At 68.0% G+C, this 13,658-nt stretch carries 13 protein-coding genes; 3 read left to right on the forward strand and 10 right to left on the reverse strand.

Going from position 1 to position 13,658, the window contains the following annotated elements:
- Positions 1-42 precede the first annotated feature (42 nt).
- From A3ES_RS0122720 to A3ES_RS0122735, 4 genes are all read right to left on the reverse strand, one after another.
- A complete protein-coding gene (locus A3ES_RS0122720; RefSeq protein ID WP_020389143.1) occupies positions 43-852 on the reverse strand; it encodes an ABC transporter permease in 810 nt (269 codons plus the stop codon).
- Positions 849-1,835, reverse strand: coding sequence for a daunorubicin resistance protein DrrA family ABC transporter ATP-binding protein (locus A3ES_RS0122725; protein WP_020389144.1), 987 nt, complete (start codon positions 1,833-1,835; stop codon positions 849-851). The genes A3ES_RS0122720 and A3ES_RS0122725 overlap by 4 nt, the downstream gene beginning before the upstream one ends.
- Positions 1,836-1,950: 115 nt before the next feature.
- On the reverse strand, positions 1,951-3,294 hold the full coding sequence (locus tag A3ES_RS0122730; protein WP_020389145.1) for an MFS transporter: 1,344 nt from the start codon (positions 3,292-3,294) through the stop codon (positions 1,951-1,953).
- Entirely contained in the window at positions 3,291-4,025 is a 735-nt protein-coding gene (locus tag A3ES_RS0122735; RefSeq protein ID WP_026163114.1) for a GntR family transcriptional regulator, read from the reverse strand. Before A3ES_RS0122735 ends, A3ES_RS0122730 begins: the two co-directional genes overlap by 4 nt.
- Before the next feature lie 250 nt (positions 4,026-4,275).
- Here A3ES_RS0122735 and A3ES_RS0122740 point away from each other — a divergent pair, with 250 nt between their 5' ends.
- The gene (locus A3ES_RS0122740; RefSeq protein WP_020389147.1) at positions 4,276-5,727 is read left to right on the forward strand and encodes a S8 family peptidase; all 1,452 of its coding nucleotides are present in this window, start codon (positions 4,276-4,278) and stop codon (positions 5,725-5,727) included.
- A gap of 68 nt (positions 5,728-5,795) precedes the next feature.
- On the opposite strand, the gene A3ES_RS0122745 is transcribed toward A3ES_RS0122740, so the two are convergent.
- From A3ES_RS0122745 to A3ES_RS0122765, 4 genes are all read right to left on the reverse strand, one after another.
- Positions 5,796-7,268, reverse strand: a complete 1,473-nt coding sequence (locus A3ES_RS0122745) for a dihydrolipoamide acetyltransferase family protein (protein WP_020389148.1) — start codon at positions 7,266-7,268, stop codon at positions 5,796-5,798.
- Complete coding sequence (locus A3ES_RS0122750) at positions 7,268-8,245, reverse strand: alpha-ketoacid dehydrogenase subunit beta (RefSeq protein ID WP_020389149.1); 978 nt, start codon at positions 8,243-8,245, stop codon at positions 7,268-7,270. Before A3ES_RS0122750 ends, A3ES_RS0122745 begins: the two co-directional genes overlap by 1 nt.
- Before the next feature lies 1 nt (position 8,246).
- On the reverse strand, positions 8,247-9,425 hold the full coding sequence (pdhA, locus tag A3ES_RS0122755; RefSeq protein ID WP_020389150.1) for a pyruvate dehydrogenase (acetyl-transferring) E1 component subunit alpha: 1,179 nt from the start codon (positions 9,423-9,425) through the stop codon (positions 8,247-8,249).
- 667 nt (positions 9,426-10,092) lie between these two features.
- The gene (locus A3ES_RS0122765; RefSeq protein WP_020389152.1) at positions 10,093-10,341 is read right to left on the reverse strand and encodes a hypothetical protein; all 249 of its coding nucleotides are present in this window, start codon (positions 10,339-10,341) and stop codon (positions 10,093-10,095) included.
- 152 nt (positions 10,342-10,493) lie between these two features.
- Here A3ES_RS0122765 and A3ES_RS0122770 point away from each other — a divergent pair, with 152 nt between their 5' ends.
- Entirely contained in the window at positions 10,494-11,438 is a 945-nt protein-coding gene (locus tag A3ES_RS0122770; protein ID WP_020389153.1) for an EamA family transporter, read from the forward strand.
- Between the two features lie 501 nt (positions 11,439-11,939).
- Entirely contained in the window at positions 11,940-12,533 is a 594-nt protein-coding gene (locus tag A3ES_RS0122775) for a hypothetical protein (protein WP_020389154.1), read from the forward strand.
- Positions 12,534-12,754: 221 nt separating this feature from the next.
- On the opposite strand, the gene A3ES_RS51470 is transcribed toward A3ES_RS0122775, so the two are convergent.
- Positions 12,755-12,940 (reverse strand): Rossmann-fold NAD(P)-binding domain-containing protein, encoded by a 186-nt coding sequence (locus A3ES_RS51470; protein ID WP_157630684.1) that lies wholly within the window; start codon positions 12,938-12,940, stop codon positions 12,755-12,757.
- Between the two features lie 23 nt (positions 12,941-12,963).
- Positions 12,964-13,419, reverse strand: coding sequence for an SDR family NAD(P)-dependent oxidoreductase (locus A3ES_RS48020; protein WP_051084776.1), 456 nt, complete (start codon positions 13,417-13,419; stop codon positions 12,964-12,966).
- Between the last annotated feature and the right edge of the window lie 239 nt (positions 13,420-13,658).

The raw sequence follows: 13,658 nt of genomic DNA on the forward strand, positions 1-13,658 counted from the left end.
AGAGGGCCGGGAAGCTCGGCCCTCTTGGTGGTTCGGGAACTCTCAGGTCCGCCGGCGGTAGGCGCGGATCGCCAGCGGAGCGAAGACCGCGACCAGGCCGACCATCCAGGCCAGCGTGATCAGCAAGGGCTTCTGGACGTCGCCGCCGATCATCAGGCCGCGCATCGTGTCGACCAGGTAGGTCACCGGGTTCACCTTCGTCCACGACTGCAGGAAGCCGGGCAGGGTGGTCGTCTGGACGAAGATGTTGCTGCCGAAGGTCAGCGGGAACATGACCAGGAAGGCGATGCCCTGCACTCCCTGCGCGGTCTTCAGCTTCAGCCCGAGCCAGACCCAGACCCAGCACAGCGAGAGTGCGAAGAGCAGCACCACCAGGCAGGCGAGCAGCCCGTTGCCGACACCGTTCTCGAACCGGAAGCCGAGCAGGAAGCCGGCCGTCATCAGGATCACGATCGAGGTCAGGTAGCGGACCGCGTCTCCCAGTACCGCGCCGATCAGTGGCGCCACCCGGGCGATCGGCAGGCTGCGGAACCTGTCGAAGACGCCCTTGGCGAAGTCCTCGTTCAGCGCGACGCCGGTGCCCAGGGTGGAGAACACCACCGACTGCACAAGGACGCCGGGCAGCAGATAGGGCAGATAGTCGTGCCAAGTGCCGCCGCCCGCGATAGCGCCGCCGAAGACGAACAGGAACAGCAGCAGGAAGATGATCGGCTGGATCGTCACGTCCGCCAGGGCTTCCGGGTTCTGCCGGATCCGGACGATGTTGCGCCAGGCAAGCGTCAGACTCTGCTCGGCCCAGGCGAACGGCCTGCTCCGCCGGGTGGCCGGTACTTCCAACGTTGCGGTGCTCATCGGCTCGCTCCTTCCAGTACTGCGATGCTCTGCTCTTGGGCGGCGTGCCCGGTCAGGGCGAGGAAGACCTCATCCAGGCTCGGCAGCCGCAGGGACAGCTCGGTGACAGCGATCCCGGCCTCGTCGAGGCGGCGGACCACCACCGGCATCGACGTACCGTCAGAAACAGGCACGCTCACCAGCGCGTTCACGACATCGACGGTCGGACGGGTGCCGACCGCTTCGGAGACGATCGCGGCCACGCGCTCGAGGTGGCCAGGCTCGGCCGGGCGGACGTCGAGCGACTGCTTGCCGGCCTGCGCCTTGAGCTCGGACGGCCGCCCTTCGGCGACCACCTTGCCCTTGTCGAACACCATGATCGAGTCGGCCAGCGCATCAGCTTCTTCCAGGTACTGCGTGGTCAGCAGCACCGTCGTACCGTCGAGCACCAGGTTGCGGATGGTGTCCCACACCCCGTTGCGGGCGTGCGGGTCGAGGCCAGTGGTCGGCTCGTCCAGGTAGAGGATGCTCGGGTTGCCGACCAGGCTGGCGGCCAGGTCGAGCCGCCGGCGCATGCCGCCGGAGTACGTCTTGGCGATCCGGTCCCCCGCGTCGGTCAACTCGAAGCGCTCCAGCAACTGGTCCGCCCGGGTCTTGGACTGGTCCCGCGGAAGGCCGAGCAGCCGGCCGATCATGACCAGGTTGCGACGCCCGGACATGTCCTCGTCGACCGAGGCGTACTGGCCCGTGAGGCCGATGATCTCGCGGACCCGGGGCGCCTCGCGGACGACGTCGTACCCGCCGACTTCTGCGTGCCCGGCGTCCGGCCGCAGCAGGGTGCCGAGGATCCGGACCGCCGTGGTCTTGCCGGCGCCGTTCGGGCCGAGGACGCCGAGCACGGTGCCGGTCGGCACGGTCAGGTCCACGCCGTCCAGCGCGGTGGTGCTGCCATATTTCTTGACCAGACCTTCGGCCGAGATGGCGACCTGGTTCGTTGTGGACATCTTGGTTCCTCCCAGAAGACTGTTTCCGGGATTACAGTGCGCCCACCCGCTGGCAGCGGCCTGGCACTCGGCTGACAGCCCATGCCAGGCCCCCGCCAGACCCTGTCAGCCTGTCTCAGCTCTGCTTGACCAGCTCGCCGGTGTCGGCCTGGAGCGGGACGACCTGGTTCGCCCGGAGCGCCTCGTAGATCTCCGGGTTGTAGCGGGCCAGCGTCGCCCGGGCGCGGCGGCGGTAGCGCAGGATCTGCACGGTGCCGATCGTCCAGAGCACGTACTGGAAGGTCAGCGCCCACTTGAAGTCGGTGAGGGTCAGCGCCGCGCCGCCGGACGATGCGTCCAGCAGGATGCCGACCATGCCGATGCAGATCAGCATCGCGATGAAGCCACCGGTGTTGACCATCCCGTTCGCCGCCCCGAACCGGGTCGTCGGGTTGAAGGTCCGCGCGTAGTCCAGCCCCAGCATCGAGCCAGGACCACCAGCGGCCTGTACGACGATCAGCAGGAGCAGCACCGGCATCGGAGCCCGGCCCGGCCACGCCAGTACGACGGTCCACATCAGTGCGGAACCGGCGATCACGGCCAGCACGATCCAGGACCGGTAGAAGGGGAACTTGGCGGCGTACCGGCCGACGAGCGGTCCGTAGCAGAGTCCGGCGAGAACCGGCAGGACGAGCATGGTGGCGGCCGTCGTCGGCGCGACGCCTTGGCCCTGGACCAGGAACGGGAAGCCCCAGAGCAGACCGAACGTGCCACCGGAGAAACTGGTGGTGAAGTGGGTCCACAGGCCGAGGCGGGTCCCCGGCTCCCTCCAGGCCCGGCGCAGGTTCCGGCGAACCATGGAGAGCGGCTGCTTCGCGCGGTGCGGCGATACGTCGTACGGGCTGTCCTTGAGCAGGAACAGGACGGCGAGGCCGGTCAGCAGGCTGAGCACGCTCGCGGCGGCGAACGTGTGAGTCCAGCCGAACGTGTGGAACGCGGCCGCCATGGGCACCGTCGACACGATGGCGCCGACGCCGCCGAGCATTCCGGTCGCCTGTGACATCACCGGCTGCCGCAGCGCGGGGAACCAGGACATCACGACGCGGAGCACGCTGATGAAGACGAGCGCGTCGCCGACGCCGAGGACCGCCCGCGCGGCCAGTGCCGCCGGGTAGGAGTCGACCAGGCTGAACGCCGACTGCGCGGCGAACAGCAGAACTGAGGCGGCGATCAGCAGCCGCTTCGAGCCATACCGGTCCAGCAGGATGCCGACCGGTACCTGCATCGCGGCGTACACGGTCAGCTGGACGACGGTGAAGCTGGCGAGCGCGGAGGCGGAGATGTCGAACCGCTCGGCCGCTTGCAGGCCGGCGACGCTCATCGAGCCGCGGTGCAGCACAGTCACCAGGTAGGTGAAGACAGCAGTGGCCCAGACCGCCCAGGCTCGCCGACCGCCCAGGGGGAAGAGGAGCTCGGTCACTGCCCGCCCCGCAGATCCGTCGCGGCGACGTGGATGTGGTCGATGACGAGTTCGCGGAACCGCTTGGGGCTGTTGCCGCCCAGGACGTCGATCATCTCCTGGTGCGCGGTGATGGACCGGTCCATCCGGGCCGGCTGCATCTCGATCCCGGGCACGCCCATCCGGACCTGACGGTCGCGCAGGCTGTTGTAGAGCTTGGCGAGGATTTCGTTGCCTGCGGCACCGACAATCGCCTCGTGGAAGGCCCGGTCGGCCTCCAGGAAGCTCTTCGCGTCGCCGGTCTTGCGGTGCTTGCGCATCTCCTGGACCAGCGGGACCAGCTTCTCGGCCAGTTGCTTGCGGCGCGGCCAGACCTTCGCCGCGGCGTGCGTCTCGATCAGCTCGCGCGCTTCCAGGACATCGTTGACCTCCTGGGCGAGCACCGGCAGGACGAGTGCGCCCTTCTTCGGGTAGAGCTTGACCAGGCCGGACTCCTCCAGCCGCAGCAGCGCCTCCCGGACCGGAGTACGGGAGACTCCGACCGCGGTTGCCAGCTCACCCTCGGTCAGCAGGTCGCCACCAGGGTAGACCCGATCGAGGATGGCTGCTTTCACGTACGCGTAGACGCGCTCCGCCGCGGGAATCTTCTCCACCCCGGGACCCGCGTCCGCGATAATCCGGGCGATTTCCGTCGTCTCGTCCCCCAGCACCAACCCACTCGCCGGTTCAGTACCGGCCTCCCCGCTAACCACAGCACCCCTAAGCTCTCGTATCCCTGTTGTATCTATCTTACACACAACAGCAAAAGAGAGGCTATCCACAGGTTGGTCCACAGATGTGGGATGTTGTGGACAGCTGGGTACGGAGAGTGAGATCAGGGACCGTGGGTAGCGGGAGGCGCAGGGTTTCCCGTGCTTTCCGGGGCGTTCGAACTATGGCGGGGTTCCGCGTTCTAGAGTCTGGCCAGCGTCCCGTCCAGATCGCCCTCACGAGGAGATTGTTTTGTCCCCACGCTCGCGTACCCGTCGGCTGAGCGCCGGTCTGGCCGTAGCGGCTCTGGCCTTCGCCGCCGCCGGTACCACCACCGCCGCCAACGCCATGCCTGTCTCCCCGAACGCTCCGGCCGCCTTCGCGGCCGAGCCGGGGATCCTGATGAACTACGTCGTCAACACCAAGCCCGTCCCGATCCACGTCGACCGGGCCGAGAAGGCGATCGAGGCGGCCGGCGGCACCGTCGTCCAGTCGTACGACGACCTCGGCGTCGTCATCGCGCAGTCGACGAGCGCCACCTTCCGGACCGACGTGAAGGCCGGCAAGAACGGCAAGAGCGTCCAGTCGGTCGGCGCGACCCGTACGGCCGCCGTCAAGGAAGGGCCGGTCGGCGCGCCCAAGACCGCCTCCACCAAGGGCCTCCAGGCCGGCGAGGCCGAGCCGGTGCTCGACCCCCGCGAGAACGAGCAGTGGGACATGGTCCAGATCAAGGCGGACCAGGCGCACAAGGTGACCGACGGCTCGAGGAAGGTCCTGGTCGGCATCAACGACTCCGGGGTCGACGACCTGCACCCGGATCTCGCGCCGAACTTCTCCGCCGCCGACTCGGTGAACTGTGCCAGCAACGGCGTACCGGACACCACTGCCGGCGCTTGGCGGCCGACCACCAGCTCGCACGGCACGCATGTGGCCGGTACCGTCGCCGCTGCCCGTAACGGCGTCGGCATCGTCGGGGTCGCGCCCGGCGTCCGGATCGCCTCGGTGAAGGTCGTGAACGACGACGGCTACATCTTCCCGGAGTACTCGATCTGCGGGTTCGTCTGGGCCGCCGAGCACAAGATGGACGTCACGAACCACAGCTACTTCATCGACCCGTGGGAATTCTGGTGCAACGACAACGGTGACCAGGGCGCGGTCCAGGAGGCAGTACGCCGGGCCGTCGCCTTCGCCACCAAGAAGGGCGTACTGTCCGTCGCCGCGGCCGGCAACTCGAACTACGACCTGGCCAACAAGACCACCGACAGCGCCAGCCCGAACGACTCCACCACGGTGACCCGGACGATCAACAACGACTGCCTGGACATGCCGACCGAGCTGCCCGGCGTGATCACGGTCGCGAGCACCACCAAGGCCGGCCCCCGAAGCGGTTTCTCGAACTTCGGCCTGAACAAGATCGACGTGGCGGCTCCCGGCAGCAGCATCCTCTCCACGCTGCCGAACAACCGCTACGGCCTGTCGAGCGGTACGTCGATGGCGTCTCCGCACGTCGCCGGTGTGGCCGCGCTGATCAAGTCATCCCGCCCGTGGCTGAAGCCGGCGGAGATCGAGCAGGCGCTGCGCGGCGAGGCCGACGACCAGGCCTGCCCGGCTGTCGTCGACGCCCGCTGCACCGGTACGACCGCGAACAACGCGTTCTTCGGTGAGGGTCTCGTCGACGCGCTGGATGCCATCAAGCGCTGGTGATCCGGCAGCTCTGAAGACTGAGAGAGGGGACCCCCGCCCGGGTCCCCTCTCTCCTTTGTTCGTACTGCTCAGAACATCAGTGCGCGGGCCGGGTCCTCGAGGATGCTCGCGACGTCGGCGAGGAAGGTCGAACCCTTCTCACCATCGATCAGCCGGTGGTCGAAGGACAGCGCGAGCGTGGTGATCCAGCGCGGCACGATCTCGTCGTCCACCACCCACGGCTGCTTGCGCACCGCACCGAAGGCGAGGATCGCGGATTCGCCGGGGTTGATGATCGGCGTACCGGCGTCGACGCCGAAGACGCCGACGTTGGTGATCGTGAACGAGCCACCCGCCTGGTCGGCCGGCTGCGTCTTGCCCTCGCGGGCGGTGGCGACCAGGTCGTTCAGGGCGCCGCACAGCTCGGGCAGGGTGAGCGAATCGGCCGACTTGATGTTCGGCACGATCAGCCCGCGCGGGGTGGCCGCGGCGATCCCGAGGTTGACGGACCCCTTGATCACGATCTCCTGGTTCGCATCGTCCCAGGTCGCGTTGATGATCGGCGTACGCCGGGCCGCCAGCGTCACCGCCTTCGCCACGATCAGCAACGGCGAGACCCGCAGTTCCCGGAACGCCTTGTCCTTCTTCAACCGCTCAACCAGCTCCATCGTGGCGCTGACGTCGACGGTGATCCACTCGGTCACATGCGGCGCGGTGAAAGCACTACTCACCATCGCCTGCGCCATCACCTTCACCACACCCTTGATCGGAATCCGGGTGTCCCCCTGCGCACCAACCACAGGAGCAGCAACCGGAGCCGGCGCGGCCGTGTGGTTCTCGACATCAGCCCGGGTGATGATCCCACCCGGCCCGGTCGCAGTCACCTGCCCAAGATCAATCCCCAGATCCTTGGCCAGCTTCCGCACCGGCGGCTTCGCCAGCACATGCACACCCGCCGCCTCGTTGCCTCCGGCAACCTCGGCGGGAGAAGGCGAAGGAGGCGCAGCGTTCCCGGCGGAGCCGGTAGCGGATCCGCCGGCCGCGCCGGCGAAGCCGGCGCTGGCCGCAGCACCAGCCTGAACGGCTCCTGCGCCCACTGCCTCAGCACCCGTAGAGGCGTGCGACGTAGGAGCAGCCTCGGAGGGAGCGTTCGACGTAGGAGCGCCCTTGCGGGGGCGGCGTTTGGCTTCGGTGGTTTTGGGGCCGTAGCCGACTAGGACCGCGGTGCGCCCACCCGGGGCTGCGCCGCCGATTTTGCCGGCTTCGATCTCCTCGCCGTCGGGGAGGGACGGGACGAGGTCTTCCTTGGCCGTGCCCGTGTCGGCGGTCTGGACGGAGATGATCGGCGTACCGACCGGGACCGTCTCGCCCTCCGGCACGAGCAACTCGGTGACGACGCCGGCGTACGGGACCGGGAGTTCGACGAGTGACTTCGCCGTCTCGATCTCGACGATGGTGTCGTTCAGCTTGACCGTGTCGCCGGCCTTGACCTTCCAGCTGACGATCTCTGCCTCGACCAGGCCTTCTCCCACATCGGGGAGGCGGAACTGCTGGATCCCCATCAGTACTCCATCACCCGGTCGACACCCTCGAGCACCCGGTCCAGGTCGGGCAGGTACTCCTCCTCCATCCGCGACGGCGGATAAGGCGTGTCGTACCCGGCGACCCGCAGTACGGGAGCTTCCAGGTGGTAGAAGCATTCCTCGGTGACCCGCGCCGCGAGCTCCGAGCCGGGGCCGAGCGACAGCGGCGCCTCGTGCACGACGACCGCGCGCCGGGTCTTCTTGACCGACGCGAAGATCGTCGCCAGGTCCAGCGGCGAGATCGAGCGCAGGTCGACGACCTCCAGGTTGCGGCCGTCCTCGACCGCCGCCTCGGCCGCCTGCAGCGCGGTCTTCACCATCGGGCCGTAGCAGAACAGCGTCGCGTCGGTGCCCTCACGGACCACCTTCGCCTTGTACAGCGGGTACGCCGCTCCCGCGTCCTCGTCGAGCTCGGCCTTCTCGTGGTACCGGCGCTTCGGCTCGAAGAACACCACCGGGTCGTCGGTCGCGATCGCCTGCTGGATCATCCAGTACGCGTCGACCGGATCGCCACAGGCGACCACCTTGAGCCCGGCGACGTGCGCGAACAGCGTCTCCGGCGACTCCGAGTGGTGCTCGACCGCGCCGATGCCGCCGCCGAACGGGATCCGGATCACGATCGGCATCTTCAGCTTGCCCATCGACCGGTAGTGCATCTTGGCGACCTGGTTGATGATCTGGTCGTACGCCGGGAAGACGAACCCGTCGAACTGGATCTCGCAGACCGGCCGGTAGCCGCGCAGCGCCAGGCCGACCGCGGTTCCGATGATGCCGGACTCGGCCAGCGGGGTGTCGATCACCCGGTCCTCGCCGAAGTCCTTCTGCAGGTTCTCGGTGACCCGGAAGACGCCACCGAGCTTGCCGATGTCCTCACCCATGATGAGGACCTTGGGGTCGTTCTCCATGGCGGCCCGCAGGCCCATGTTGATGCCCTTGCCGAGACTGATCTTCGCCATCTCAGTGCTCCCCTTCACTGTGTTCGCCGTCGAAGGAGGCCGCATAGGCCGCGTACTGCGCCTGCTGCTCCACCAGCTGCGGGGTCTGCTCGACGTACGCGTGCTGGAAGAAGTCCGTCAGCGCCGGGTCGGGCATCGACAGGCAGCCCTCCCGCAGTTTGGCCGCGATCTGGTCGGCCTCGGCGTCGATCTCGTCGAAGAAGTCGGGCTCGATGCCGGCCGACCGGGTCAGGTAGGCCTTCACCCGCTCGATCGGGTCCTTGAGCTTCCAGTACTCGAGGTCCTCGGACAGCCGGTACTTCGTCGGGTCGTCCGACGTCGTGTGGGCGCCCATCCGGTAGGTGTAGGCCTCGACCAGCGTCGGGCCGCTGCCCTCGCGGGCCCGCTTGAGCGCCTGCTGGGCGACGGCGTACGTCGCCAGCACGTCGTTGCCGTCGACGCGGACGCCGGGGAAACCGAAGCCGGCCGCGCGCTGGTACAGCGGGATCCGGGTCTGCCGGTCGATCGGCTCCGAGATGGCCCACTGGTTGTTCTGACAGAAGAAGACGACGGGCGCGTTGAACACCGAGGCGTAGATGAAGGCCTCGTTGACGTCGCCCTGGCTGCTGGCGCCGTCGCCGAAGTACGCGATCGTCGCCTCGCCGGTCTCGGCGTCGCCGACGGCGTGGTCACGCTGCTGGCCCATCGCGTACCCGGTCGCGTGCAGCGTCTGGGCGCCGATCACGATCGTGTAGAGGTGGAAGTTGTTGTCGCGCGGGTCCCAGGCGCCCTGGTCGACGCCACGGAACAGCCCGAGCAGGTTCAGCGGGTCGACGCCCTGGCACCAGGCCACGCCGTGCTCGCGGTAGGTCGGGAAGACCATGTCCTTCTTGTTCAGCGCGCGGGCGGAGCCGATCTGGGCGGCCTCCTGACCGAGCAGGGAGGCCCAGATGCCGAGTTCACCCTGACGCTGCAGCGCAGTCGCCTCGGTGTCGATCCGGCGGACCAGGGTCATGTCCCGGTAGAAGCCCTTGATCGCCTCGTCGTCGAGGTCGAACGAGTAGTCCGGATGCTCGACGCGCTCACCTTCGGGCGTCAGCAGCTGGACGAACTCGACCTCTTCCGAGGCTCGCGGGGGACTGACCGGCGCCTCCACGGGCGCGAAAACTTCCGGGGCAATGCCCGGCACCGACTCACTCACATGCACTCCTCGGGTTCGAGCGCGGGATCGCCGCGACCGCAACGTTGCACGGGCCCCGGCCCAGCCAGCCGGGTGAGGCTTCGCAGGCGGGACCGCGTGGATCCAGGTTGATGCAGGATGACGCACACCGCCAGGCAGTGAACCTCCTCACTGGTATCACTGCCCATCTTGCCGGACACCGTACCCAGCAGGTTGCTGATCCGCTAACTGTCTGGACGCCGACTTGTACGCCGGTACCGAAAGGCGTCTCACGATGAGACACCAGTCCAGCCACTGGTCAGCTCCGAGCCCGGCCGTACGCCTGAATCCCCTCGGTGTAACACCATCGGGAGGATTCGTGCGATATGTGTCACAACTGGATACCGATCAGGGCAAATCCCCGAGCCGTACCAGTTTGAAGTTGGCCCCTCCCGGTCGCCGTCACCAGGGGTGTTCTCGCCGTCATGGACAGCGAGCAACCCGTGCGGGAACAGCGGTCCGAGCGGCTTCGTGGTGACCGCGGCGGGTCACTGGCGGCGCCGCGGTAGGCGATGGTCAGGCCTTCCGCGTCGGCGCTGAGGTGCGTGCCGGCGTCGGGCGAGGCCGGGCCGGTCGGGGCGCACTCCTCCGTCTCCATGCCCTCGACCTGCGGGCGATCGCCCGGCTCCTCACACGGTGACCAGGTCGATCAGTTGAACAGTTGGAAGGTCGAGGGCAGGTCGAACTGCTTCACCGCCTGGTAGCTGATCTTGCCCCCACGGTCGGCGACCAGGCGGAACAGTCCGATCCGGGTCTCGCTACGACGGCTGACGGCGACGTACGCCTGACCGCCGAGGTTCAGCACCGCGACGCCGTACGCCGTGCGCTGGTCCTGGACCTCGGCGGTGTCCTTGCTGAAGACGAGAGGGGCGGTGGGGCTGGTGACATCGGTGAGCACATGCTGCCCGGCGTCGGAGCCGGTTGGCGGCCGGATGAACTGGCGGGATCTCGGTGCCCGGAGGGCGGAAAATCTCTTGTGGATGACTCAGCGCCACGACTAATGTCAGCACTGTTCGTGCATTTCACCCATGACATCTGGAGGAGCCCGCGATGGCCGCCGCCCCCGCGCAAGTAGTCCTGCCTGAGGCCGGCCCGCGCCCGGCCTCCAGCGCGATGATCTGGTCGGCGCTCGCGGTGGTCTACGTCGTCTGGGGCTCGACCTACCTCTTCATCCGGATCGTGGTCGAAGCGAACATCCCCCCGATGCTCGGGATGTCGGCACGCTTCCTGCTCGCGGGCGTCCTGCTGGCGACCTTCCTCGCGCTGCGCTCGGGCATCGGCCGGCTCCGCGTCACCAGCCGCGAACTGCTCGGCGCAGGCGTCGTCGGACTGCTGCTACTTGCCTTCGGCAACGGCGCGGTCGCGATCGCCGAGCAAACCGTACCGTCCGGGCTGGCCGCGCTGCTGGTCGCCGCCGTACCGCTCTGGCTGATGCTGCTGCGGGTCGGCGGTGGCGAGCGGCCGCGCCCGCTGACCTGGCTCGGCGTGCTGATCGGGTTCGGCGGAGCGGCACTGCTCTCACTGTCCGGCGGCGACACGAGCGCGAAGCCGCTCTCGGTCGCGATCCTCATCCTCGGCACGATCAGCTGGGCGGCCGGCTCCCGCTTCTCCCCGCGACTCGGGCTGCCGAAGGACCCGCTGGTGGCGACGCTGTACGAGATGCTGATCGGCGGCGCCGCGATGATCCTGCTCGGCGTACTGCGCGGCGAGCCCGGGCGGCTCCACCTCAGTGAGATCGAGCCGAAGGGCTGGATCGCGCTCGCCTACCTGGTCGCGTTCGGCTCCCTGCTCGCGTACTCCGCCTACTCCTACCTGCTGGCCAACGCCCCGATCTCGCTGATCGGCACCTATGCCTACGTGAACCCGGTCGTGGCCGTCCTGCTCGGCTGGCTGATCCTCAGCGAGCAGATCACCACGAAGATCATGCTCGGCGGCGCGGTCGTCGTCGTGGGCGTCGCGCTGGTGGTCAGCGCCGAACGGCGCCGTACCAAGTAAGAGGCCCCGAAAGGGAAGAACCCGGGCTCCCATGGGGTGCCCGGGTCTCCCACCGCTGCCGATGCGCGCGGCAGCGGGTCCGTGTTGCCGGCCGGCGCCATGCCCCGAAAAAACACGGCACGAAACTCCGGCAATGATGCATGACAATCCGTTTTGCCATGGTAATGCCATTTCGCCGGCCACCGAGCCCGCCGAAAATACCCATGAAAGCCGGGCAGCCGTTCGCCCGCGATCAGACAACGAGGAAACCGCGGATCGGTTACGGCTCGCCGGAAGCGAATTGTTCTCAGCTCCGGCGCCCCCCGCGCCCCCGCCTGAGCGAGAAGTTGCCTGGTCAGAGAGAGATTCCTGCCGTGGCAGCGAACTCATCACCCGGCCACTATGGGCTACCCCGGGATTCCCGCCTGAACCAAAAACCGGCGAAGAATTTTGTAACCCGCTCCCGAACCCGTCGTTACCCACTAAGACGAATCCGTCAAACCCGAAAGGAAACCTCGCATAATGCAGGTAACACGCAAGATCGCCGCTGCAGCGGCAGTGGCGACCGTTGCCACGCTGGGCCTGGCCACCGTCGTCAGCGCGAACATGATCGACGACAGCACCTCGGCCACCGGCGGTCTCACCGACGCCAGCGCGCTGAAGGGCTACGCCAAGGGCGGCAAGCACTGGTACTGGGTGCACAAGAACGGCTCGCTGGTCTCCGTCACGGACACCAACCTCGGCCCGTTCCAGGCCTGCCACAACAACGTTCCGGTCAACGGCGTCGGCGGCCAGGTGCCGATCCACGACATCACCGGCATCGTCGGCCTGAGCAACGCCGGTAACTCCGCCACCGCGGTGAAGACCTGCGAGCAGGAGTCTGAGGCCAACACGCACGGCGGCAAGTGGTACCGCGTCAGCGACGGCGGCCTCGTCGAGGTTGCCGACACCAACGTGGGCCCGTTCCAGGCCTGCCACAACAACGTCCCGATCAACGCTGTCGGCGGCCAGGTGCCGATCCACGACATCGCGGCGCTGCTGGGTGTCGAGAACTACAAGAACTCGGTCGACGTGCTGAAGACCTGCGAGCAGGAGTCTGAGGCCAACACGCACTGACCGCCCTCCCTGGTCAGTGGTGATGGACACCGGATCGGTCGCCTCGGTGGGGTGATCACCCGGTAGCAACACCTCGAAGCGGCATCGGGAAGCAAGCCTCACTACTTCCCGGTGCCGCTTCTTCGCACCCCCAACCAGGTGATCATTCGCCCCCTTTTCACCCTCGCCGCCCTACCCGCCCACCGGATAGTCCGCGTGGAGGGTGAAAAGGGGGCGAATGATCAGGTGGCGATGGGTAGGTTGCGCAGGTCGAGCACGCTGCCGGTCGGGTACTGCGCCGCGATGACCGCCCACAAACCCGCCGCGGCCTCCTCCGGCGTGCTCAGCCCACCGGATTGCTTCAGCTCGCGGAACCTCTCGACGGCAGGAAAGTCCTGCTCACCCACCGACCGGATCTCGCCCTGCATCGCCGTGTCCACCACTCCCGGCGCTACGCGATCACCCGGCAGCCCTTCACCGCTCCGGCGCTCTCCTGCTCCAGTGCGGCCTCCTCGAGCCCGACCGTGCGGGCCCAATGGTCGACGGCCGCCTTGCCCGCGTTGTAGGAGGACCAGCCCGGATAAGCCTTGGTCGCGGCCCCGGACGACAGCATCACCAGTTGCCGCTCGCAGTCGAGCCCTGCGGTCGCCCGTAGGAACGCCCGCCCGAGGACCTGCGGTGCCGCGGAGTTCAGCAGCACCGCCTGCGTGTAGGCGGCGGCATCCACCTTCGCGGCCGGCCCGATCGGGGCGACCGTGCCGGCGTTGTGCACGAAGATCACCCGCTCACCGTCGAACCCGGCGAGTTCCGCGGCGAAGTGCTCCTCGACCCGCGCCCATTCCGCCGGGTCGGCTAGTGCCCTGAGTCGGAGATTCCTGCAGCAGCTCCGGTGTCCAGGTGCGTGCATCGCAAGGCGGAGAAGCGTCCTCGATGCGCAGCATCGTGGACGTTTCTCCAACGCCGCGAGGTGCGTGCCTGGGCGCCGGAGCTGCGCAGGAACCTCCGACTCAGGGCACTAGGATCCGCCGCGAAGTGTTCGACCCCTCCACCCCTCCGGGACAGGTCGATCACCCGCGCCTCCGCGTACGGCGTGCTGGCGGCCAGGGCCGCCCCGATCCCGGATGATGCGCCCGAGATCCAGATCAG

It is taken from the genome of Kribbella catacumbae DSM 19601, assembly GCF_000372465.1.
GTDB classification, from domain to species: domain Bacteria; phylum Actinomycetota; class Actinomycetes; order Propionibacteriales; family Kribbellaceae; genus Kribbella; species Kribbella catacumbae.

Excerpts from the sequence above, each read along its gene's own strand:
- A3ES_RS0122750 (WP_020389149.1), bottom strand. The coding sequence starts at position 8,245 with ATGGCGAAGATCAGTCTCGGCAAGGGCATCAACATGGGCCTGCGGGCC.
- A3ES_RS51470 (WP_157630684.1), bottom strand. The coding sequence starts at position 12,940 with ATGCAGGGCGAGATCCGGTCGGTGGGTGAGCAGGACTTTCCTGCCGTC.
- A3ES_RS0122725 (WP_020389144.1), bottom strand. The coding sequence starts at position 1,835 with ATGTCCACAACGAACCAGGTCGCCATCTCGGCCGAAGGTCTGGTCAAG.
- A3ES_RS0122775 (WP_020389154.1), top strand. The coding sequence starts at position 11,940 with ATGCAGGTAACACGCAAGATCGCCGCTGCAGCGGCAGTGGCGACCGTT.
- A3ES_RS0122745 (WP_020389148.1), bottom strand. The coding sequence starts at position 7,268 with ATGGGGATCCAGCAGTTCCGCCTCCCCGATGTGGGAGAAGGCCTGGTC.
- A3ES_RS0122770 (WP_020389153.1), top strand. The coding sequence starts at position 10,494 with ATGGCCGCCGCCCCCGCGCAAGTAGTCCTGCCTGAGGCCGGCCCGCGC.
- A3ES_RS48020 (WP_051084776.1), bottom strand. The coding sequence starts at position 13,419 with ATGCACGCACCTGGACACCGGAGCTGCTGCAGGAATCTCCGACTCAGG.
- A3ES_RS0122720 (WP_020389143.1), bottom strand. The coding sequence starts at position 852 with ATGAGCACCGCAACGTTGGAAGTACCGGCCACCCGGCGGAGCAGGCCG.